At 69.2% G+C, this 20,896-nt stretch carries 25 protein-coding genes; 11 read left to right on the top strand and 14 right to left on the bottom strand.

The annotated features are described in order from the left end of the window. The first annotated feature begins 402 nt into the window (after window positions 1-402). Together AC3WRV_RS05250 and AC3WRV_RS05245 are read left to right on the top strand one after the other, a co-directional pair. A complete protein-coding gene (locus AC3WRV_RS05250; protein WP_492312416.1) occupies window positions 403-657 on the top strand; it encodes a hypothetical protein in 255 nt (84 codons plus the stop codon). Between the two features lie 89 nt (window positions 658-746). Beyond that, window positions 747-1,463, top strand: a complete 717-nt coding sequence (locus AC3WRV_RS05245) for an NAD-dependent deacylase (protein WP_492312415.1) — start codon at window positions 747-749, stop codon at window positions 1,461-1,463. Here AC3WRV_RS05245 and AC3WRV_RS05240 read toward each other — a convergent pair. From AC3WRV_RS05240 to AC3WRV_RS05220, 5 genes are all read right to left on the bottom strand, one after another. Then, window positions 1,460-2,032 carry a manganese efflux pump MntP gene (locus AC3WRV_RS05240; RefSeq protein ID WP_492312414.1) on the bottom strand — a complete coding sequence of 191 codons (573 nt, stop codon included), beginning with the start codon at window positions 2,030-2,032 and terminating at the stop codon, window positions 1,460-1,462. The genes AC3WRV_RS05245 and AC3WRV_RS05240 overlap by 4 nt on opposite strands. A 241-nt stretch (window positions 2,033-2,273) precedes the next feature. Beyond that, window positions 2,274-3,356, bottom strand: coding sequence for a serine hydrolase domain-containing protein (locus AC3WRV_RS05235; RefSeq protein WP_492312413.1), 1,083 nt, complete (start codon window positions 3,354-3,356; stop codon window positions 2,274-2,276). A 56-nt stretch (window positions 3,357-3,412) separates the two neighbouring features. Then, complete coding sequence (locus AC3WRV_RS05230) at window positions 3,413-3,736, bottom strand: YnfA family protein (protein WP_492312412.1); 324 nt, start codon at window positions 3,734-3,736, stop codon at window positions 3,413-3,415. Continuing rightward, entirely contained in the window at window positions 3,733-4,524 is a 792-nt protein-coding gene (locus tag AC3WRV_RS05225) for an RNA methyltransferase (RefSeq protein WP_492312411.1), read from the bottom strand. The genes AC3WRV_RS05230 and AC3WRV_RS05225 overlap by 4 nt, the downstream gene beginning before the upstream one ends. 38 nt (window positions 4,525-4,562) lie before the next feature. Next, window positions 4,563-5,591, bottom strand: a complete 1,029-nt coding sequence (locus tag AC3WRV_RS05220; RefSeq protein ID WP_492312410.1) for a phospholipase C/P1 nuclease family protein — start codon at window positions 5,589-5,591, stop codon at window positions 4,563-4,565. A 135-nt stretch (window positions 5,592-5,726) separates the two neighbouring features. Here AC3WRV_RS05220 and AC3WRV_RS05215 point away from each other — a divergent pair, with 135 nt between their 5' ends. Then, the gene (locus tag AC3WRV_RS05215; RefSeq protein ID WP_492312409.1) at window positions 5,727-6,752 is read left to right on the top strand and encodes a M28 family metallopeptidase; all 1,026 of its coding nucleotides are present in this window, start codon (window positions 5,727-5,729) and stop codon (window positions 6,750-6,752) included. Between the two features lie 3 nt (window positions 6,753-6,755). Here the strand turns inward: AC3WRV_RS05215 and AC3WRV_RS05210 are convergent, their stop codons facing one another. Beyond that, window positions 6,756-7,340 (bottom strand): glutathione S-transferase family protein, encoded by a 585-nt coding sequence (locus AC3WRV_RS05210; RefSeq protein WP_492312408.1) that lies wholly within the window; start codon window positions 7,338-7,340, stop codon window positions 6,756-6,758. Between the two features lie 218 nt (window positions 7,341-7,558). Between AC3WRV_RS05210 and AC3WRV_RS05205 the strand changes: the two genes are divergently transcribed. The 4 genes from AC3WRV_RS05205 (at window position 7,559) to AC3WRV_RS05190 (ending at window position 10,848) form a co-directional block, all read left to right on the top strand. Next, entirely contained in the window at window positions 7,559-8,179 is a 621-nt protein-coding gene (locus AC3WRV_RS05205) for a 3D domain-containing protein (protein WP_492312407.1), read from the top strand. Window positions 8,180-8,268: 89 nt separating this feature from the next. Next, on the top strand, window positions 8,269-8,643 hold the full coding sequence (locus AC3WRV_RS05200; RefSeq protein WP_492312406.1) for a BlaI/MecI/CopY family transcriptional regulator: 375 nt from the start codon (window positions 8,269-8,271) through the stop codon (window positions 8,641-8,643). Further along, window positions 8,640-10,418, top strand: a complete 1,779-nt coding sequence (locus tag AC3WRV_RS05195) for a M56 family metallopeptidase (RefSeq protein WP_492312405.1) — start codon at window positions 8,640-8,642, stop codon at window positions 10,416-10,418. Before AC3WRV_RS05200 ends, AC3WRV_RS05195 begins: the two co-directional genes overlap by 4 nt. 103 nt (window positions 10,419-10,521) lie before the next feature. Next, the gene (locus AC3WRV_RS05190) at window positions 10,522-10,848 is read left to right on the top strand and encodes a UrcA family protein (protein ID WP_492312404.1); all 327 of its coding nucleotides are present in this window, start codon (window positions 10,522-10,524) and stop codon (window positions 10,846-10,848) included. A gap of 21 nt (window positions 10,849-10,869) precedes the next feature. On the opposite strand, the gene AC3WRV_RS05185 is transcribed toward AC3WRV_RS05190, so the two are convergent. Next, window positions 10,870-11,193 (bottom strand): Mpo1-like protein, encoded by a 324-nt coding sequence (locus tag AC3WRV_RS05185; RefSeq protein WP_492312403.1) that lies wholly within the window; start codon window positions 11,191-11,193, stop codon window positions 10,870-10,872. A gap of 117 nt (window positions 11,194-11,310) precedes the next feature. On the opposite strand from AC3WRV_RS05185, the gene AC3WRV_RS05180 reads away from it, so the two are divergent. Beyond that, window positions 11,311-11,520: a flagellar hook protein FlgE gene (locus tag AC3WRV_RS05180; RefSeq protein ID WP_291836610.1), complete on the top strand. Its 210-nt coding sequence runs from the start codon at window positions 11,311-11,313 to the stop codon at window positions 11,518-11,520. Here AC3WRV_RS05180 and AC3WRV_RS05175 read toward each other — a convergent pair. Beyond that, the gene (locus AC3WRV_RS05175) at window positions 11,517-12,044 is read right to left on the bottom strand and encodes a hypothetical protein (protein WP_492312402.1); all 528 of its coding nucleotides are present in this window, start codon (window positions 12,042-12,044) and stop codon (window positions 11,517-11,519) included. The two genes, AC3WRV_RS05180 and AC3WRV_RS05175, sit on opposite strands and share 4 nt — an antisense overlap. 75 nt (window positions 12,045-12,119) lie before the next feature. After that, window positions 12,120-12,803, bottom strand: coding sequence for a winged helix-turn-helix transcriptional regulator (locus tag AC3WRV_RS05170; RefSeq protein ID WP_492312401.1), 684 nt, complete (start codon window positions 12,801-12,803; stop codon window positions 12,120-12,122). 101 nt (window positions 12,804-12,904) lie between these two features. On the opposite strand from AC3WRV_RS05170, the gene AC3WRV_RS05165 reads away from it, so the two are divergent. Next, complete coding sequence (locus tag AC3WRV_RS05165) at window positions 12,905-13,255, top strand: DUF1428 domain-containing protein (RefSeq protein ID WP_291836619.1); 351 nt, start codon at window positions 12,905-12,907, stop codon at window positions 13,253-13,255. A gap of 48 nt (window positions 13,256-13,303) precedes the next feature. Here AC3WRV_RS05165 and AC3WRV_RS05160 read toward each other — a convergent pair whose 3' ends face one another. The 4 genes from AC3WRV_RS05160 to dnaG all read right to left on the bottom strand — a co-directional run bounded on the left by AC3WRV_RS05160 (window position 13,304) and on the right by dnaG (window position 18,196). Next, the gene (locus tag AC3WRV_RS05160) at window positions 13,304-14,041 is read right to left on the bottom strand and encodes an extensin family protein (protein ID WP_492312400.1); all 738 of its coding nucleotides are present in this window, start codon (window positions 14,039-14,041) and stop codon (window positions 13,304-13,306) included. Window positions 14,042-14,052: 11 nt separating this feature from the next. Further along, on the bottom strand, window positions 14,053-14,250 hold the full coding sequence (locus AC3WRV_RS05155; protein WP_492312399.1) for a DUF2256 domain-containing protein: 198 nt from the start codon (window positions 14,248-14,250) through the stop codon (window positions 14,053-14,055). Window positions 14,251-14,299: 49 nt separating this feature from the next. Next, window positions 14,300-16,252, bottom strand: a complete 1,953-nt coding sequence (gene rpoD / locus AC3WRV_RS05150) for an RNA polymerase sigma factor RpoD (protein WP_291836624.1) — start codon at window positions 16,250-16,252, stop codon at window positions 14,300-14,302. Window positions 16,253-16,321: 69 nt separating this feature from the next. Further along, complete coding sequence (gene dnaG / locus AC3WRV_RS05145) at window positions 16,322-18,196, bottom strand: DNA primase (protein WP_492312398.1); 1,875 nt, start codon at window positions 18,194-18,196, stop codon at window positions 16,322-16,324. 215 nt (window positions 18,197-18,411) lie between these two features. On the opposite strand from dnaG, the gene AC3WRV_RS05140 reads away from it, so the two are divergent. Both AC3WRV_RS05140 and AC3WRV_RS05135 read left to right on the top strand, forming a co-directional pair. Continuing rightward, window positions 18,412-18,678, top strand: coding sequence for a hypothetical protein (locus tag AC3WRV_RS05140; protein WP_492312397.1), 267 nt, complete (start codon window positions 18,412-18,414; stop codon window positions 18,676-18,678). A gap of 89 nt (window positions 18,679-18,767) precedes the next feature. Continuing rightward, window positions 18,768-19,598: an SIMPL domain-containing protein gene (locus AC3WRV_RS05135; RefSeq protein WP_492312396.1), complete on the top strand. Its 831-nt coding sequence runs from the start codon at window positions 18,768-18,770 to the stop codon at window positions 19,596-19,598. 136 nt (window positions 19,599-19,734) lie between these two features. On the opposite strand, the gene carA is transcribed toward AC3WRV_RS05135, so the two are convergent. Further along, complete coding sequence (carA, locus tag AC3WRV_RS05130) at window positions 19,735-20,892, bottom strand: glutamine-hydrolyzing carbamoyl-phosphate synthase small subunit (RefSeq protein ID WP_492312395.1); 1,158 nt, start codon at window positions 20,890-20,892, stop codon at window positions 19,735-19,737. Window positions 20,893-20,896 lie beyond the last annotated feature (4 nt).

The raw sequence follows: 20,896 nt of genomic DNA, 5'->3' as shown, positions 1-20,896 counted from the left end.
CTTGATTTGCGCCTGTGTGTCACGAGGTGCGTCGCAAAGGCCAGACCGTCGCGACGCCAAAAAGTGCACTGTGAAAAAATGGAGTGCACATAGTGCACTTTTGTAAAGCGTACTTGACATCGCTCACGCTCGTCCGGGACGTCCGGAGGACTGTAGCGGAGGGATGCGTCAAAGCCGGTCGCACGACCGCACGCGCCCGGCGGAAGCTCACCCTGCCTGCATGGGTGGAAGCAAACTCCGGAGTGTCCATTTGGGCGTTCGGCGCTGGACGGACTTCAACCTCTCGCGACCGAGAAAATCTCCGAAGGTTGTGAGACGCCCGAAAACCACAAGCAAAGGTTGCCGTCGCGCCGAAAAGAAACGACAGTCCCAAGGTCTGAAACCACCCTTGGAGAGACGACCGTGAAACTTGGAAGCGCCGTTGCGGCCATGGCCGCCGCCCTGTGTCTGTCGGCCGGTGTCGCGCCCGCCGTCGCCGTCAGCGATCCCATCATCTACGCCGGCACGACCTACTGGTACTGGGATGAAGCCCACACCCAGCTGGCCGGGTACCAGATCGTCGAATGCAATGGAGTCCGCCACGGCCCCTACCCCGGCCCGGGCGAGCCCTATGCCTGGATCACCGAGCACGAGGTCTTCGTTCCCCTGAACTGCTAGCGGCCCAGTCCGGATGGCGGCGGCGCCGGGCCGCCATCCGGACGACGCCGCGCGCTGCGGGGCCGACCCCGTCGATGCTATGAAGACCCATGGCTTCTGGAAACCTCGTCATCCTCACCGGCGCCGGCATATCGGCCGAGAGCGGTGTCCCGACCTTCCGCGCCGACGACGGTCTGTGGATGGGACATCGGATCGAGGATGTCGCCACGCCTGAAGCCTTCGCCCGCGACCCCGCCCTGGTGCAGGACTTCTACAACAAACGCCGCCGCCAGCTGGCCGAGGTTCAGCCCAACCTCGCCCACCACGCGCTCGCCGAACTGGCCGCGCGATGGGAGGGCGACTTCCTGCTGGTGACCCAAAACGTCGACGACCTGCATGACCGCGCCCATGCCTTGCAGCCGCCCGGCCCCGGCTTCGAGCTGATCCACATGCACGGCGAATTGCTGAAGGCGCACTGCACCGCCACCGGCGCGGTCATCGACTGCCCCGACGACCTCGACCCGCGCCACGACAGTCCGTTCAGCAGCGAAGGCCGGCTGCGCCCGCACATCGTCTGGTTCGGCGAAATGCCGCTGCGCATGGAGCGGATCGAAGCGGCCATCGCGGACTGCGATCTGTTCGTCTCCATCGGCACATCGGGCGCGGTCTATCCCGCCGCCGGCTTCGTCCAGGACGCCCGACGCGCCCGCGCCCGCACGGTCGAGATCAATCTCGACCCGTCCCACGGCGCCCGCAGCTTCGACGAGGTCCTCTATGGTCCGGCGACCCGGACCGTGCCCGCCTTCGTGGACCGGCTGCTGGGCTAGGCCAGCCAGCCCATGTGTTCGGCCAGGATCGAGGCGCCGATCACGATGAGCGCCACCCCGCCCAGGAACTCGGCCGCCTTGCCCATCCGCGCGCCCACGGCCTTGCCGATCAGCATGCCGATGGTCGTCGCCACGAAGGTGGTGAAGCCGATGCTCGCGGCGATGATCCAGATGTTGGCGCCGATGAAGGCCAGGCCCACGCCCACCGCGGCCGCGTCGATCGAGGTGCCGATGGCGGTGGCGACCAGGGCCAGAACGCCGTTGCGCGCCGCCCTCGCGCCGCCGTCTTCATCGTCGACGGGCTGGAAGGCCTCCCACAGCATCTTGGCGCCCACCGCCCCCAGCAGGCCGAAGGCGATCCAGTGATCGACCTGTTCGACGAAGCCGGCGGCGATCAGGCCCAGAGACCAGCCGATCAGCGGGGTGATCGCCTCGATCACGCCGAAGACCAGGCCGTTGCGGACGGCCGTGGCCAAAGGGGGGCGATGGGCCGCGCCGCGCCCCACGGCGGCGGCGAAGGCGTCCGTCGACATGCTGAGCGACAGCACCGCGATGGAAAGAGGGGTCATGAGAACGAATCCGCCGGGCGCACGAGACAGCGCGTTCGCGACCCTGCCGGTAGGGGCCCGCGAAGCACGCTGGTCTCGCCAGGCGGACACTCGGTCCGCTGATCGCACCACGAGTCCCCAATCCTCGGATCGAAGGCTACGAGTGTGTTGACGCGATCCCGGCTGAACGTCGCCGGCGGCTACTCCCCAACGAGGCGGCTCCTACAGGAACCGATTTGCGGGATCAACCGCGTGACCCGTCTCAGGCCGGCGGCGAGGCTCCGAAGACGGCGTCGCCGAGCCGGCCGCGCACGGGATTGGGCAGGCTGGTGTTGTTGAGGATCACCAGCGTGCGCCCATCGTCGAACCGGTGCGCCAGCAAGGCGCGATAACCCACCGTGCTGCCCGTGTTCCAGGCCGCCGGGCGCGCCTGTCCGTCGATCATCAGAGTCCGCACCCGCCCACCCAGCGCGTAGTCGTCGCCCGTGGCGATGACGGTCCTCAACCGGCGCTGCGAATCCGTGGACAGCAAGTCGCCGTCGAACACCCCATGCGCGGCCTTCAGCAGGTCGGCGGCGGTCCCGTAATAGCCGCCCGCAGCCAGCATCATCGGCATTCGCTCATTGGGCTGGCGCACCAGGGGCTCCAGCGTGCGGTAGGACACCGCCGTGCGCGGCGTCTCGATGAAGGCGTCGTCGCCGCGGATCTCGTTCAGGCCCAGCGGCTCCAGCAGCAGGGTCCGGATGGCGTCCGGGAAGGCCTGCCCGGTCACCCGCTCGACGATGCCCAGGACGATGATCCAGTTGGTGAAGGCGTAGTCGAACTGGGCGCCCGGCTCGAACTTCAGGTCGCCCTGGCAGAACAGGCGCAGCGCCTCCTCGGTCGGGATAACCCGCGTCCGCAACGACGGATCGGCCCGCATGACGTCGCCCAGGAGGGCCGGCACGCCGCTGGTGTTCGACAGCAGGTGGGTCAGGGTCAGCTTCGCCCCGGTGTCCGCCCGGTACTCCGGCAGCCAGGTCGTGATCGGCGCCTCCAGCGACAGGCCGCCCTGGTCCACCAGCTTCAGCACCGCCGTCGCCGTCAGCCATTTGGAGATCGAGGCCAGGCAGTAGACGCCGTCCGCCCGCGTCGGGACCCCCGCCTCGACGTCGTGCATCCCCAGGGTGATAGTCTGCTCGGCTCGCCCCGCTCGGCCGGTCATCAGCACGCCGGTGAAGCCGGTTTCGGCCGCCAGGGCGCGCAGCGTCGCCTCATCGGCGTCGCCCGCGAGCGCGCGTGAGGCGAAGGTGGAGCCGGCCAGCAGGGCGGCGGCGGACCCAAGGACGAGGCGACGGTTCAACATGCCGTCCAAGCTCCACCGTAAACAGGCGTTTTTGCGGCGGCCTCCAGCCCCCGACCTCAGCCTCTGGGCGCGAACATGATGATCCCGGCCCCGGCCAGACAGACCGCGCCGCCGATCAGGTCCCAGCGGTCCGGAGGACTTTTCTCGACCATCGCCATCCAGATCAGCGAGGCGCAGATATAGACCCCGCCATAGGCGGCGAACGCCCGTCCCGCCGCCGCCGCCGGCACGAGGGTCAGCAGCCAGGCGAAGGCGATCAGAAAGGCCACGCCGGGGATCAGCCACAGCGGCGAACGGTCCAGCTTCAACCAGGCCCAGAAGGCGAAACAGCCCGCGATCTCCGCCAGCGCCGCCAGCGGATAGATCCACAGCGCCTTCACTCCTCGGCGGCCTTCCGGTCCGCCGCGGCCCGCGCCTCCGCCATCTTGGCCAGCACCCGGCCGCGCCCCTTGGCCAGGGCGTGGATGGCGCCTCGGAAGGTGGCGACCTCCTGCTCGCTGAAGGCCGAGCGGCCCAGCATGACGCGCAGGTTCTGGCTCATCGACCGCTTCTTCTCGGGCGGGAAGAAGAAGCCGCCGGCCTCCAGCTCCGCCTCGAAATGTTCGTACATCCCGATCAGCAGTTCGTTCGACGCCGGCGGGTCGATCTCGCGGAAGCGCGGCGGCGGGGCGTCCAGGATCAGGGTGCGCCACTCATAGGCGTTGATCGCCACCGCCTGCGCCAGGTTCAGCGAATGGTGCTTCGGATCGATCGGGATGGTGGTGATGCCGGCGGTCAGGGCGATGTCGGTCGTCTCCAGCCCCGCCCGCTCGCCACCGAACAGCAGGCCCGTCTTCAGGCCCGAGGCGGTGTCGTCGTACAGGATGCGCGCCGACTCGCGCGGCGTGCGCACCGGCATCCGCGTCTCGCGCGGGCGGGCCGTGGTCGAGAAGACGGTGTTCAGATCCGCGACCGCCTCAGCCACGCTGTCGAACACCTTGACCTCGTCCAGCACCCAGTCGGCGCCCGAGGCCGTGGCCCAGGCCCGCTCCTGCGGCCAGCCGTCGCGCGGGCTGACGAGGCGCAGTTCGCTCAGGCCGAAATTGGCCATCACCCGGGCGACGGCGCCGATGTTGTCGGCCAGCTGGGACTTGTCGAGGATGACGACGGGCGGGGTCAGGTCGGGCATGGGCCGTCCCTACCCCCGCAGGCCGTCGGGCGAAACCCTCAGTCCTCGCCGATCATAGCCAGCCACGGGTCGGCCGTCCCGGCCTCGACCTCGGCCACCTTCACCGCCGGCCAGCCAATCGAGTCATCGGCCGAGTCGCGCCAGGCGAGGATGTAGAAGTCGCGCAGCTCCGAGGCGCCGGCGGCCAGTCGGGCGATGGTGAACTCGGCTCCCCGCGCGTCGCCGTCGCCGAAGCCCCCGGCTTTCTCCAGGCGGTAGAAGGGCGTCACCTGGCCCAGCGTCGCCCGCAGATAGACGGGCACCCGCGCGCGCAGGTCGAAGCCGTCAAGCTGGGGCGCGGTCATCGCGGCCTCGATGGCGTCCAGACGGGCGACCTTGGCGGTGAAGGCGCCCTCGAACAGGCTGTGCGTCTGGCGCGAGGTGGTGAAGCCTTCGGGGTTGGGCGTGTTCCGGTCCCAGCCGTTGTAGTGGATGGTGGTGTGGTGGGGCTGGGAGCCGTCGCCGATGTAGTGGCCCAGCACGCCCATGTCGCGCAGGATCAGGGCCTCGCGGCGCTCGCGATCGACGCGGTACCACTCCTTCCTCGCCGGATCGGTCTCGCGCGCCTCCTGGGCGTTCAGCACGCGCCAGTAGGCGAAGTCGCGCACCAGGTTCTGATAGCCGTCCCAGATGGCATACGGCAGGTAGCCCGCGTCATTGACGTCCAGGCCGGCGGTCGTGAGGGCGGCGTCGTATTCCGACTTCAGGCGCGGCAGGGCGTCGATCGACGGGCCCGCGGCGCTCATGATGAAGCCGTTGTCGTCCATGTCCACGAAGTGGGCCGTGTCCCGCTCGCGGTCGTGCGGCTGGCCGCCGCCCTTCCAGCGGTCCGGCTCGCGCGCCAGTTCGCCGATGTCGGCCGCCGCGCCCGGCGTGCGCAGGAAGGCGGGCATGTCGTCCGGCAGGGCGCGCACCGCGGCGATCCCGATCAGCCGGTGGCCGGTGTTGCCCCACGCCTGCACAGCGGCGGGAACGGCGACGGCGGCCAGCACGCAGACGGCGGCGGCGGCGAGGGCGAAACGCTTCATGGGGCAAGGTCCGGATTGTGGATGTGACCGCGTTAGATCGCCCTCGCGGCGGCGTCCAGCGGCTTCTTGCGGCACCAGCTTGACCGCAGCCTCGCGCCCGCCCTAACGCTGGTCATCCCTGTTGTGAGGTCCGTCGTGTTCAAACGTTCCCTGTTGCTGGCCGCCGGCCTGATCGCCCTCGCCACCGCCGCCCAGGCCCAGACCGTTGCGGCGCCCGCCGCGGCGCCGGCGCCCCTGGTCGTCGATCAGGCCCGGGTCGAGGCGCACGAGGCCTTCCTCGCGGGCGACGCCCTGCGCGGCCGCGGCAGCGCGACGCCGGACGAGGCCGTCGCCGCCGCCTATGTGGCGGCCCGCTTCGCCGAATACGGCCTCAAGCCCGCGCCGGGCATGAGCAGCTATCTGCAGACCGCCGGCGTCGTCCGCCGCGAGCCCATCCCGCCCAGCCGCCGCGCGCGCTGGGAAGTCATCGCTCCCGAAGGCGCCGAACGCATCACCACCAACGCCATCGGCTGGCTTCAGGGCTCGGACCCGTCGGCGGGCGTGATCATGATCTCGGCCCACCTGGACCACCTCGGCGTCCGCGACGGCGTCATCATGCACGGCGCCAACGACGACGCCTCCGGGGTCGCCGCCGTGCTGGAACTGGCCCGCACCCTGGCCGGCGGCGAGCAGCCGAAGCGCAGCATCCTGTTCGTCTGCTACGGCGCCGAGGAGATGGGCCTGCTCGGCTCCCTCTGGTTCGCCCGCAACCCGCCGGTGCCGATTTCGGACATCGTCGCCAATCTCGAGATCGAGATGATCGGCCAGCAGGACCCCAACATGCCCGCCGGCGTCATGATGATCACCGGCTTCGAGCGCTCCAATTTCGGCCCGGCCCTGAAGGAGCGCGGCGCCCTGATCGCGCCGGACATCTATCCGGACCAGCATTTCTTCGAGCGCTCGGACAACTATCAGCTGGCCCTGCAGGGCGTGGTCGCCCACACCGTGTCCGGTTGGGCCACCATCCCGAGCTACCATACGGCCGACGACACCATCGCCAACCTGGACATCCCGTTCATGACCCGGGCGATCCAGTCCCTGGTCGAGCCCATGCGCTGGCTCGCCTCCAGCGACTTCAAGCCCGACTGGGTCGAAGGCGGCCGGCCCCAACCGCGGCAGTAGGGGTCAGGCGATCCCGAACGCCGCCTCGGTCCGTCCGACCCACGCCCTGACCGCCGGATAGGCTGACAGATCGAAATCGCCCTCGTGCGCCACTCGCGTGTAGGCGACCAGCGCCAGGTCGGCGAGCGAAGCCGCCTCGCCCGCCAGCCAGTCGCGCCCGGCCAGCCCCGCCTCCATCCGGGCAAGGGCCGCCTGGCCGCGCTCGATCAGGCGCGGCTCGATCTCGTCCGCGCCTTTGCCCGCGAGGGCGCGCTGGAACCGGACGACGGCGATATAGGGCTCGTGGCTGTACTGTTCCCAGAACAGCCATTCGAACATCCTGGCCCGGTCGTAGGGATCGGCGGGGATCAGCGCCGTCCCCTCGCCCATGTGGACAAGTATGGCGTTCGACTGCGCCAGCGCCCGACCGTCCTCCAATACAATCGTCGGCGTCTGTCCCGCCGGGTTCAGGGCCAAAAACTGTGGAGATCGGGTCACACCGGTTGTGACATCAGTTTCGACCCAGCGATAATCACGCCGCAACCAGTCGAGCAACCACTTGACCTTCAAACAGTTGCCGGAACGAATATCGCCATAGACAGTAAGCATCGTTCACCAGCAAAGAGTTTGTAACCTGCGAATACAGCTTACAGACTTGTCATCATCAGCCAAGCCCGGTTGCGCTTAACCATCCAGAAGCCCCACTTATCCACGGGCGATCCGGACAGGAGGTCGCACCTGGGCGCGAATGTCTGTCTTTTGACACAATTGGAAACGAAAAGCCCCTCGCCGGACAAGTCGGGGCCGGTGATTCCGCGAGTCTGTTCATGCTCGGCACTGCCGCCGCGTTCGCCCTGCTTTGGGCGATGGCCTTCCCCGCCCAGGCGGACGTCACGGAAGATCCGGTCTCCTACGAAGCGGCGTCGTCGCAATCGTGGGGCGCTGAGGAAACCTCCGCGACCCATGAAGGTTCCAACGACGGCGCCGTGGTCGAGCTGACCTCCGAACAACAGGCCCTGATGGACGGCGACGCCCGCTGGAGCGCCTCGGCGCGCCTCTATCACGCGGGCGGCGGCGGCGCGACGGGCAACGACAGCCTCGGCTGCCGTCCGGTCGCCATGCGCACTGTCGCCGTCGACCCCCGCTACATCCCGCGCCGCAGCGTGCTGTTCATCCGCGAGACGGTCGGCCTGCGCTTGGCCGACGGCACCATCCACGACGGCTACTGGTACGCCTCCGACACCGGCGGCGCGATCAAGGGCCAGAAGATCGACCTGTATACCGGCCACGGCCGCGGTTCGATGCAGCAGGCCATGCGCCTGAACATGCGCACCCTGACCATCGCCGACGCCGGCCGTTTCGACGGCTGCCCGCCTTCGTGGGACGCCGCCCCCAGCCGTGCTCCGCTGATGGCCGCCTCGGCCCGCACCACCGGCGCGTCCAACTAGACACGCCGGGCCGACCTGACACCGATTTAATGTGACTCCCTGCTACACCTGTAACATGCTACATATGTAGCAGAGTACAGGAGGTCGCCGTGATCGAGTCCCTGCCCCGCCGTGAGCGCGAGGTGTTCGAGGTGCTGTGCGGGCTGGAGTCCGCCACGGCCAGCGCCGTCCGCGCCGGCCTCAGCGATCCGCCCAGCGACTCCGCCGTTCGCACCCTGCTGGGTCGGCTGGTCGCCAAGGGGCTGATCGTCCACCGCACGGTCAACCAGGCCTATGTCTATGCGCCCGCGCCCGCGGCGTCCTCGGTCGCCGAGGGCGCGCTGCAGCGGCTGGTCCGCACCTTCTTCGACGGCTCCGCCGCCAGCGCCGCCACCGCCCTGCTCGGGATGGCGGAAAGCCTGAAGGACGAAGAACTCGACGCCCTTCAGAAGGCCATAGATCAGGCGCGGGAGCGGGGGCTGTGAGCGCCGCCGTCCTGTTCGACCTGGCGTGGAAGTCCGGGGTGGTCGCCGCCGCCGTCCTCGCCGCCGCGGCCCTGCTGCGATCCCGCCCGGCCGCCGAGCGCGTGGCCCTGCTGCGGCTCGGCGTGGTGGTCGTCCTGGCCCTGCCCCTGCTGACGACCGTCGTTCCGGCCCTGCGGATCCAGACCCCCGCCCTCGCTCGCCTCGAGCCCGCATCGGCCGCCGCTCCCGCCGTCGCCCCAGCGCCTGCCCCTCTCCCTTCCATCGCCACCGCCGCTCCGCCCCGCCCCGCCGCTGCGGTGGCGTCGGCGCGCGCCGCGCCTCCGCACCGCATCACCCCGCTCGCCATGCTCGGCGCCGTCTGGGCGGCAGGCGTCGGCGTCCTGCTGCTGCGCCTGCTGGGCGGGGTGGCCGCGCTGACCCTGTGGACCCGCCGCGCCGATCCGGTAAGCGATCCGGCCTGGCGCGCGGCGCTGGACCGCGCCGTCGCCGGCGGCCGGCGGCCACGCCTGAAAGTCTCGTCGCGCATCGCTTCGCCGCTGAGCTGGAGCTGGCCGCGCGGCGTCATCCTGATCGATGAAGAAACGCTGTCGCGACCTGAGCGCGCCGACGCCGTGCTGACGCACGAAATGGGCCATATCCGCCATTACGACTGGCTGTTCCTGATGCTGTCGCACGCCGTCGTCGCCGTGCAGTGGTTCAACCCCTTCGTCTGGCTCCTTCAGAAGGAACTGGCGCGCCAGTCCGAGCACGCCGCCGACGCCTGGGCCGTGCGCCGCATCGGCCGGACCGATTACGCGGGTGCCCTGGTCGCCATGGCCCGGAGCGCACGCCCGCACGCCGCGCTGGGCATGGCGGGACCGACCGCCAGCGACCTGGCGCGCCGGGTCGCCGCCATCCTGGATGCGTCTTCTCGCGGCAAGGGTCGTCCGTGGTCGACCGCCGTGGCCGCTGTCGCCTTCATCGGCATGGCCGGTCCGTTGGCGGCGCTGGAGTGGACGCCCGAAGCCCTGCCCGCGCCCCTGCGTCCCGCCGCCGCTCCGATGTCTGGCCCCGCCGCTTCCGCCGCTCCCACCACCGCCGCGGCCGTCGTCGCCCTGCTGCCCCAGGGCCTCACGGCTCCTTCCGACGCGAACCCGGCGACGCCCCTGACCCCGGACACCCTCGCCGTCCTGATCCGCCAGCGTGATCGCGGGCTGGAGATGTTCGAGGCCGGCGCTCGCACCCTGGAGGCCGGCGCGGACCAGATCAGCCGGCGGGTTCATCTGGTCCCCGAGCCGGAGGAACGCGCCGAAATGCTCGAGGAGGCCAACGCGCTGAGGGCGGAAGCCGCGAGTTTGCGCGCGCAGGCCCGCGATCTGGCCGCCCGCGATCCCGCCACCCTGAAACCCATGTCGGAGGAGGAGGAGCGTGAGATGGCCGCCGAGCTGCAGGGTCTGCTCGCCCTGTCGGCGCAGATGGGCATGGATCTGCCGGTGAACGCCAATATCCCCGTGGGTGTAGAGGCCGGCGCCGCCCTGCCTCTTCCCGTCCCGCTCGTGATGCCCGCCGCTCCGCCGCAGGCCCGCGAGGGACTCGCCGCCGGCCTGCGCGAGGGGGCCGGACGAACGCGCGACCAGGCCGCCCGGATGGACGCGGAAGCCGCACGGATCGAGCTGGATCGGTCCCAGCCGCAGGAGGCGGCCGATCACGCCGTCAACCTTCGAAACGACGCCTCCGCCCTCCGCCGGCAGGCCGACGATCTTGAACGGCAGGCCGCCGACGTGATGTCCGACTGACCTGATGCCCGCTCCCTGATCCCCTTCGTCCGCGCCGCTTCCACGGCGTCACGCCACCCCCTTGCCTGACGGCAGGATCTTCCCCCCAAACCGGAGATACCCGATGCGATCCCTCGCCATCGTTTGCGGGCTGCTGCTCGCCGCCTGCCCCGCCACCGCCGCCCTGGCCCACGACGACGCGCCCGCCCCGCAGGCCCGCTTCGTCTACGGTGACCTGAACCTGCGCCGACCGGCGGATCAGGACGAACTGGTCGGTCGCGTCGCCCGCGCCGCCGCCGACTATTGCCGCGACCACGCCGAAGTGGTCACGCCCCACCACCGGCGTGCGAATGCGCGATACTGTCCGGCCACCATGCGGGTGCAGCTGATGTGGGCCATGTCCCCGTCCGTCCGCCAGGCCTATGACGCAGGCTGGCGGCGGCGGCCTTGAGCGCGCCGGGGCGTTCCTCTTTTAGAACTTCCGCTTGCCGGAGACCGTCTCGAAGAACATCCGCCAGTCGCCCATCAGGCTCCACAGCGGATATGTGAAGGTCGCCGGCCGGTTCTTCTCGAAGAAGAAATGGCCCACCCAGGCGAAGCCGTAGCCGACCACCGGCATCAGCAGCAGCCACCATGGGTTCAGCGTCGCCACCGAAAACACCAGTATCCCCAGCACCAGGGCGCTGCCCACGATGTGGATCCGCCGGCACGTCCGGTTGGAGTGCTCGTGGATGTAGTGGGGATAGAACTGGCTGAACGACTGGTAGCGTTCGCCGGGGGCGGGCTGGCTGGTCATGGGGGCGAAGGTTCCGCCCGGAACGCCGTGGGGTCAAGCGCCGCCCGTTCACCATCCCTGTCAGCCGCCGGGTAAGGCCTTGCCCCTCATGATGGCGGCCTCGACAGGAGCATCTCTATGCAGGCCTTCGCCATCGCCGCCTCGGGCGTCGCCGACGCCACGGCCCGCTTCGCCGCCAGCGCGGAACGCACCGCCCGCGCGCCTTTGGACGATCTGGCTGGCGAAAGCGTCGAGCGCATCGAGGCCGAAATCGCGCTGAAGGCCAATGTCGCCGTACTGAAGACCGCCGATGAGATGTATGGCGGGCTGCTGGACATTCTGGCCTAGACCTCGGCGGGCTCCGGCCCGAACAGCCGCCGGATCATCGGCCAGATGTTGGCCAGGGCCGAGAAGAAGCCGACCACGCTCGAAATCCACTGGAACGCCGTCCACACCCAGCCGAACAGGTCGCCGTCGCCGATGGCCTCGCTGATCGGGAACAGCAGCCGCGCCACCCCGATCTGGAAGGCGGCGTAGGCCTGCGAATATTCGATGGACCGGTCGGCGAAGAAGGCGATGGCCACCGCAGCCGACACCGGCGCCCACAGCAGCGGCAGGGCCAGCACAGCCGCCAGGACCAGCACCGCCAGCTTGGTCCCCAGGGTCTCGCGCGACAGCAGGCTGGTGATCACGCCCCCTCCGAGGCCCAGCACCACCCCGACCATCACCGCCGGCAGCACCAGGTCCGCCGCGTCGATCAGGTCCACGAACACCGCCGCCAGCCAGACACCCGCCCCCGCCAGCAGGAAGCCCCCCACCCACAAGGCGGCGTACTGTCCCAGACGGCGTTTCAGATGAGCCAGACTGACCATGGCGACGACTCCGCGAGGCGCCGAGCATGGCGCGACCAGGCGTCCAAGTCCACTTGCCGAACAGCGGTCTGAAGGTCAGGCGCCGGCCTTGGGCGGCAGTTCGAAGAAGTCCGTAAATCGCTCGAACACCGCCGGATCCCCCTCCACGACCACCTCGCCCGAAGCCCGCAGGTCGTCCAGCGCCCGAAAGCCGTAGACCATCGCCGCCACGTCCGACGGCCGCGCGGTCAGCACGACCTGCGCCGTCCCCGCCACGCCCCGTTCCGCGGTCAGCACGCCATCCGCAACCGTCACGACGAACTCTTCCGGGCCGAAACGGAAGCCGATCGACAGGCAGACGTCGCCCGCCTTGTCGGCGTCGAACATCGTCTTCAGCGACAGCATCATGGAGACGGAGCTCAGCGGCAGGGTCGGGTCATGCATCGGCGACCGCGCCGCCCATTTGCCCAGCGCACCGACGATCGGCTCGGCCTCCCGGCCCCAGTCGGTCAACTCGTAGACCTGCACCGAGGCGGGCGGCGGCAGACGGCGCTTCACGAGCAGCCCGACGGCCTCCAGCCCCTCCAGCCGCTGCGTCAGCACATTCGCGCTCAGCCCCGGCAGGCCAGCCTTCAGGTCTCCGAACCGCTTGGGGCCCAGCATCAGCTCGCGCATCACCAGCAGCGCCCAGCGTTCGCCGACCAGATCCAGCGCGTGCGCGGTCCCGCAGGCGTCCTCGTAACGCCGCGGCGTCTGCTTAGTTATCTTTTCTAACTTCATGCTTGCGTTTAATAACATTCCGAGTCAGGTTTCTCAAGCCGCAAGACGCCGGCGCAAGAAAGAAGCGCCGCCCGCCGCGCTCAAAACCCCAGGAGAGAGACATGCCCTTCCTCGACATCACCGTCATCCCCGTGCCGACCGCCAAGAAGGACGCCTACCTCAAGCACTCCACAGTGATGTCGCCCCTCTTCCGCGAACAGGGCGCCCTGTCGGTCACCGAGACCTGGGGCGAGGACGTGCCCGACGGCAAGGTTACGGACTTCAAACGCGCCGTCGCCCTGCAGGACGGCGAAACCGTCGCCGTCGGCTGGATCACCTGGCCCGACAAGGCGACCCGCGACGCGGGCTGGGAAAAGCTGATGCAGGACGAGCGCATGATGGGCGGGGACGAGCCGCCGTTTGACGGCAAGCGCATGATCTTCGCCGGCTTCGACGTCATCGCGGAGAACTGAGACGCCCTGCGGTAGCGTCCCCTCGTGTCGTGAGGACGCTACCGTCGCCTACCGGCAGAACTGCGTGTCGGTCGCCTCAAGGTGGAGGTGGTCGGCGTGCACGGCGTTGTAGTCGGGGCTGAGCGTGGTGCCGAAGATGCGGCAGGCGTCGTCGCGGATGCGGCGCAGGAACCGCTGCTCGGCCTCGTCGCCGCCGAACCAGCGGTCCTTGACGCTGATCCGCCGCCCGTCGCGCAACCGCACCCCCGCGAAATCCAGCGCCGCCGCCTGCGAATGGGCGCTGATCCGGGTGCTGACGCCACCGTTGTTCACGTTGCGACAGGCGTAGGCGCCCATGTGGTCGATCTGGACCACGTCCGAGCCCAGGATTTCGCGCGCCGCCGGCTCGAGCGACTGCCGCCGCCAGACGCTGAGCGCCAAGGCGGTGCGGCAGGTCATCTCGATGTCCCCCGGCTGCGTCCGCGCCACCGTGCCCAGGTCGGGGCCGAGAACCCCGCCCGCGACCAGTCCGCAGGCCTGGGGATCGCCCTTGTCCGGCACGGGCCGGAAGGTCACCCGCGCCGCCGTCAGCTGGGCCACGCACTGGCTCAGGTCGGCGCTTTCGCGGATCACGGCCGAGCGGGTGCCGCCGCCGATCGGCTGATCAATCAGGGCCCCCACCAGCGGCGCCTCGGTGCGGGACGGCGCGGCCGGATAGGGCGTCGGCGTGCGTCGGGGCTCGGGCATCATCGGGCTGCAGCTCGCCAGCAGGACGAGGGCGGTCAGGGCGAGCGGAAGGGAGCGCATGGCGCCGGAGTCTAGGGTGATTTGCCGCCGCTGGGGATCACCAACCCGCGACCCTGATCCCGGCAGCGGTCCGAGCAGAACTTCACCTGATCCCAGTCCCGCGCCCACTTCCTGCGCCAGCTGAACGGCAGGCCGCAGGCGGCGCAGGCCTTGGTCGGCAGGTCGGCCTTGGCGGGCGCGCGGCCCAGATTGACGTGCTTGCGGCTCATGCGGGGCCAGAAAAAGGGGCGGCTCTTTCGAACCGCCCCTTCGTCAATCTCAACTGTCCAGGAAGGACCGCAGCTTCCGCGACCGGCTCGGGTGCTTCAGCTTGCGCAGCGCCTTGGCCTCGATCTGGCGGATCCGCTCGCGGGTCACGCTGAACTGCTGGCCGACCTCTTCCAGAGTGTGGTCGGTGTTCATGCCGATGCCGAAGCGCATCCGCAGGACGCGTTCCTCACGCGGGGTCAGCGAGGCCAGGACACGGGTCGTGGTTTCGCGCAGGTTCGACTGGATGGCGGCGTCGATCGGCAGGACGGCGTTCTTGTCCTCGATGAAGTCGCCCAGGTGCGAGTCTTCCTCGTCGCCGATGGGGGTCTCCAGCGAGATCGGCTCCTTGGCGATCTTCAGGACCTTGCGGACCTTCTCCAGCGGCATGGCCAGCTTTTCGGCCAGCTCTTCCGGGGTCGGCTCGCGGCCGATCTCGTGCAGCATCTGGCGGCTGGTGCGGACGATCTTGTTGATCGTCTCGATCATGTGCACCGGGATGCGGATGGTCCGCGCCTGGTCGGCGATCGAGCGGGTGATCGCCTGACGGATCCACCAGGTGGCGTAGGTCGAGAACTTGTAGCCGCGGCGGTACTCGAACTTGTCGACCGCCTTCATCAGGCCGATGTTGCCCTCCTGGATCAGGTCCAGGAACTGCAGGCCGCGGTTGGTGTACTTCTTGGCGATGGAGATCACGAGGCGCAGGTTGGCCTCGACCATTTCCTTCTTGGCCTGACGGGCTTCGCGCTCGCCCTTCTGGACCGTCTGGACAATGCGGCGGTAGTCGTCGATCGGCAGGCCGGCCTCGGTCGCCACGGCGGCGACGTCGGCGCGGATCTGGGCGATCTGGCCGGATTCATTGTCGCTGAACTTGGTCCAGCGGACGCCCATTTCCTTGACGTTCTCGGCCCAGTTCGGATCCAGTTCCTTGGTGAAGTAGGCCTTCAGGAACTCGGGACGCGAGATGCCGTAGCTGTCGGCCAGGCGCAGCAGGCGACCTTCCAGCCCCATCAGCCGCTTGTTGATCGCGTACAGCTGCTCAACCAGCGCCTCGATGCGGTTGTTGTTCAGCTTCATCGTCTTCAGGCGGCCCGAGATGGTCGCCGTCAGGGTGTCGTAGGCCTTCTGGTCCTTGGCCGTCAGGATCTCGCCCTTCAGACGGGCCTCGACCAGCTTGTCCTGCAGCTTGCGGAAGCCGCCGAAGTCCGACGCGATGGCGTCCAGCACTTCCATGACGCCGTCGCGCAGCTCGGCTTCCAGCGCCGAGATCGACATGCCGCCGCCGTCGTCGAAATCCTCGTCGTCGTCGTCGGATTCCGGCTTCTCTTCGCCTTCAGCCTTTTCCTCGACCTCTTCCTCAACGGCCTCGCCAGCCGGCGGCTGGTTGTGCGGCAGGGACGAGGGATTCAGCACGCCGTAGGTGGCGTCCAGGTCGATGACCTCGCGCAGCAGGATGCGGTTGTTGGCCAGCTCGTCGCGCCACACCATGATGGCTTCGAAGGTCAGGGCGCTTTCGCACAGACCCGAGATCATGGCGTCGCGGCCGGCTTCGATCCGCTTGGCGATGGCGATTTCGCCCTCGCGGCTCAGCAGCTCGACCGAACCCATCTCGCGCAGATACATGCGCACGGGGTCGTCGGTGCGGTCATAGGCGGCCTTGGCCGGCGTCTCGGCGACGTTGGTCTCGGCGCGCTCGGCGACTTCGCCGCCCTCGCCTTCCTTCTGCTCGGCGTCTTCCTCGGCCTCAACGACGTTGACGCCCATCTCGCTGAGCATGGCCAGGGTGTCCTCGATCGCGTCGGGGGTCACCTCTTCGGACGGGAGGACCTTGTTCAGTTCCTCCATCGTCACATAGCCCTTGGCCTTGGCTTGCTTGATGAATTTCTTGACGCCGGCGTCGGTAAGGTCGAGCAGCGGGCCGTCGCTCTGAACTTCGGCTTCCTGCGTCTCGGTCTGGGCGCTCATTCAGTCTCTTCTCCGCGGGGAGGGCTGATCAGGCCCGCCGCCAATACAACGTGTGGCGAGCTCGTTTGGTTACGAACTCGAACTGTCTTCCCAAATTTCTCCGGTCTTGATCGCGCGACGCAACGCATCCCGCTCGGCCTTCAGCCGGCGAAACGCCTCGTCCTGCCCCGGCACGCTACGCGCCGAAGACAGGGCGTCTTCCAAGGCGGCGACACGGGTTAACGCGTCAAACGCCTGCGACCATCGGATCCTCGTCTCGCCGAGGGGCTTGTCTGCAGCCAGGAAAGGCGCGCCGGACTTTGCCGCCGCCTTCTCGACCTCACGCATTAAGACGTCATGACCCGATTGCGCCAGATGGCGACGGAGCGCCGCAGAGTCAAGGTCCTGACCCGAGAAGCGCAATCGAACCATCTCCTGCGCCAATCCATCCAGCGACGGATCGCCGAAGCCGTGGGAGGCGATCGCCTCCAGATGGTCGTCCATTCGTTCGGGGTCGTCGATGGCGCCGTGGGCCAGGGCGGCGGCGACGGGTTCGATGGCGCGGCTCAGCGACTGCATGGCCTGGGCGCCCTCCACGGTCTGACCCAGCTTGGGCGGCGGACCGCCGAAACGACCCTTTCCATATGAGCCCTGCCCGTAGCCCTGCTGACCCTGCGGCGGACGGCGCGAGGGGAAGGCCGCATCGAACCGCTCGAACATGTCGCGGCGGTACTGTTCGGCCAGATCCTTGTCCTGGATGGCTGAGGCCTGCTGGCGCAGCCGGCCCTTGAAACCGGCCCGGCGCTCGGGCGAGTCCAGCGGCTCGGCCTCGGCCTCCTTCTGGAACAGCACCTCGGCGAACGGTTTGGTCATCGCCAGCGCCTGCCGCAGGGCCGGGGCGCCGCGGTCGCGCAGGATGTCGTCCGGATCCTGGCCGCCTTCCAGCAGGGCGAAGCGGAACGAGCGGCCGGGCTTCAGCTGCGGCAGGGCCCGGTCGATGGCGCGATAGGCCGCCCGCCGTCCCGCCGCGTCGCCGTCGAAGCAGAGCACCGGCTCGGCCGACACGCGCCACAACCGCTCCATCTGTTCTTCGGTCAGGGCCGTGCCCATCGGCGCCACGGCCGGGATGCCCGCCCGCTGGCAGGCGATCACGTCCATATAGCCCTCGACCACGACGATGCCCTGCTCGCCCCGGGACTCGGCGCCCAGGATGCGGCGCGCCTCAGGCAGGCCGTACAGGGTCGCGCCCTTGTGGAAGAGCGGGCTCTCGGGACCGTTCAGATATTTGGCCCGGTCGTCCGGGTTCATCGCGCGCCCGCCGAAGCTGACGATCCGTCCCCGGGCGTCGAGGATGGGGAACATCAGCCGGTCGCGGAACCGGTCGTAGGGCTGGCCGCCGCCCTCGGGCGAGATCAGCATCCCGGCCTCGACCAGATCGCCCGGCTTGGCGCCGCGCTGGACCAGGGCCTGCTTCAGCCCCTCGCGGTCGTTCGGCGCATAGCCGAGGCCGAAGCGCTCCCACTGGTCCTCGGGCAGGCCGCGTTTCTCCAGATATTCGCGCGCCGCCTTGCCCGTCGATCGGCGCAGATTGGCCGCGAACCATTTCTGGGCCAGGTCCATCCAGTCGTTCAGCCCCTGCCGCTTCTGCTCGCGCTCCTGCGCCTGCGGGTCCTCGGCGGGCAGCTGCATCCCGGCCTCCGCCGCCAGCCGCTGCACGGCCTCGACGAAGCTGAGCCGCTCGGTCTCCTGCAGGAAGCTGATGACGTCGCCGTGCTTGCCGGAGCTGAAGTCGTGGAAGAAGCCCTTGTCGTCGTTGACGAAGAAGGACGGCGACTTCTCCTTCGAGAAGGGCGACAGGCCGACGTATTCGCGTCCCTGACGCTTGAGTTTCACCGACCGTCCGATGATGTCGGACGGGCGAAGGCGGGCCTTCAGTTCCTCGATGAAGCGTTCGTCAAAGCGCACGGTCGCCTTATAGCGCGCGACTCAGCCAAACGGGGCGATTTACCTTTCGTTAACCAAGAAGGCAAAATGGCGACGCTAAGAGGCTGATTCAAAGCACAATTTTCGGGAACAATCCACAGGCCTTGTGGATTAACCACGCAACCGTCCCAGAAACGGGACGGGACCCGCCGGTTTCGCAGCGGACGCTGCGGGGCCGCCCGGATTGAAAGCCGCCCATGTTCATCGCCATCGCCCGCCCGGCGGTGGAGCCCGAAGGCCCCGACGCCGTCGCCGTCCCCGGTTCCCCCGCCATCCCCTCCGCCTCGCCGCGCGCCCTGCATGCCCGATTGCTGCAGAACGCCGCGCTCCGGCGGATGCGCGGGCTCGAGAGACGCCGGAACAACCGTCCCGAGGACGCCGACTACTGGCTGCACGCCGCACCGGTCGCCGTGCGCAAGGCCAGCGCCCTGCGGGAAGCCACCGGCTTCCTCCCCCTGCCCTGACCTGCGGCGACGCGTCTCGCCTCGCTGCCAGGGCTAGGCGCCGTCGCCGCGCCGGTGTTCTCTCCGGCAACGCTGAGGGGGAACCAGCCATGAAGACCGTCATCGCCGCCGTCGCCGCCGTCCTGATCGCCACGCCTGTCGCCGCCCAGGACATCGCGGGGCCTGTCGCCGCCGCCGTCGATCAGTTCGGCCAGAGCATGGCGGAGTCCATGGCCGGCGGGCCGGGCGTCTTCGTCACCGCCCAGGGTCGCGCGCCCCTGCCGGACGCCGGCGCCCTGCCGATGACCCTGACCATCAAGGGCGAGGGCAAGACCGCCGCCGAAGCCGTCGCCGACCGCAACGCCCAGCTGGACCGGGTCCGCTCGGCCGCCAACAATTTCGACGTCGCCATCGAGGTCGGGACCACGACCTATTCCATCTCCGAGGGGACCGGTTGGACCGAGGCCTCCGCCTACGCCGGGGCCATGGACGCCGCCGCCGTGGCCGAGGCCGCCGCCGAAGCGGCTGTCGCTGTGGACGCCGCGGGCGATGCGGCTGAAGAGGCGCCCCCTGCCCGCACCGTCACCGCCTCGGTCCAGGTCAAGATCGTCCGCCCCAACGAAACCCGCCTGCCCGCCTTCGTCGACGCGCTGGTGGACGCCGGGGTGACCGATCTGGACGACAGCCTGAACGGCATGAACCTGGGCCAGATGCAGCCCTTCCTGTCGCTGATGGGGCTGGATACGGCCCGCGATCCGGGTGAGGCCGTGTGGAACGCCGCCACCGCCGACGCCATCGTCCGCGCCCGCGCCCAGGCCGAGACCATCGCCGCCGCCTCGGGCCGCCCGCTGGGACAGGTCCGCTACGTCTCGGTGCTGCTGCGCTCGCACGACGGCGAGGACGCCCTGGTCAGCGTCGCCGTTCGGTTCGGACTGGAGTGACAAAACTCTCCCTCCCCCTCGTGGGGAGGGATGTCGTCGCATCAGCGGCGACAGGGTGGGGTTCGTATCAGAGCGCTCGGTTCCCAACCCGTCCCGCTGCGCGGTCCACCCTCCCCAGGAGGGGAGGGAGAATTCCCTACTTCATCGAATCCGCGAAGCGCTGGAACAGATAGAGGCTGTCGGTCGGTCCCGGCGAGGCTTCCGGGTGGTGCTGGACGCTGAACACAGGACGGTTCTTCAGGGCGATGCCGCAGTTGGTGCCGTCGAACAGGCTGACGTGGGTCTCCTCGACCGCGTCGGGCAGGCTGTCGCGATCAACGGTGAAGCCGTGGTTCATGGACACGATCTCGACCTTGCCGGTCGTCAGGTCCTTCACCGGATGGTTCGCGCCGTGGTGGCCCTGGTCCATCTTCACGGTCTTGGCGCCCAGAGCCAGCGCCAGCATCTGGTGGCCCAGGCAGATGCCGAACACCGGCTTGCCGCTGTCGACCAGCTTCTTGATCTCCGGCACCGCATAGACGCCCGTCGCGGCCGGATCGCCCGGACCGTTCGACAGAACGACGCCGTCCGGATTGCGGGCCAGGACCTCTTCCGCCGTCGTCGTGGCCGGGACCACGGTGATCTTCGCGCCCGTCGAGGCCAGCGCCCGCAGGATGTTGCGCTTCACGCCGTAGTCGATGACCACCACCGTCTTGTCGGCGGCGTCGACCCGCGGATGGCCTTCCGGCCATTCCCACAGCCCCTCGTCCCACTCGAACGCCTGCAGGGTCGAGGCGGGTTTGGCCAGGTCCAGGCCGACCAGGCCGGTCCAGGCCTTGGCCTCGGCGACCAGGGCGTCGAGATCGAAGTTTCCGTCCGGATCGTGGGCGATCACGGCATGCGGCGCGCCGGTGTCGCGGATGCGGGCGGTCAGGGCGCGGGTGTCGACGCCGGCCAGGCCGACGACGCCGCGGCGCTTCATCCAGCCGTCGAAATCGCTTTCGGCGCGGTAGTTGGCCGGATCCGTCGGGACGTCGCGGAAGATCGCGCCCTTGGCCGAGGTGTCCGAGCCGCCGCCGATCTGTTCGATGTCCTCGACGTTCACCCCGACGTTGCCGACGTGCGGGAAGGTGAAGGCCAGGATCTGGCTCATGTAGGACGGGTCGGTCAGGATTTCCTGATAGCCGGTCATGGCGGTGTTGAAGACCACCTCGCCCAGCGCCGAGCCGGTCGCGCCGCAGCCGACGCCTTGGAAGATCGTGCCGTCAGCCAGCGCCAGAACGCCTGTGACTCCGGGAAGAAGGGTCTGGGTCATGGCG

The organism is Brevundimonas sp. EU05-FHT14B11 (assembly GCF_058790835.1).
This window is presented reverse-complemented; position numbering and strand designations above follow the sequence as displayed.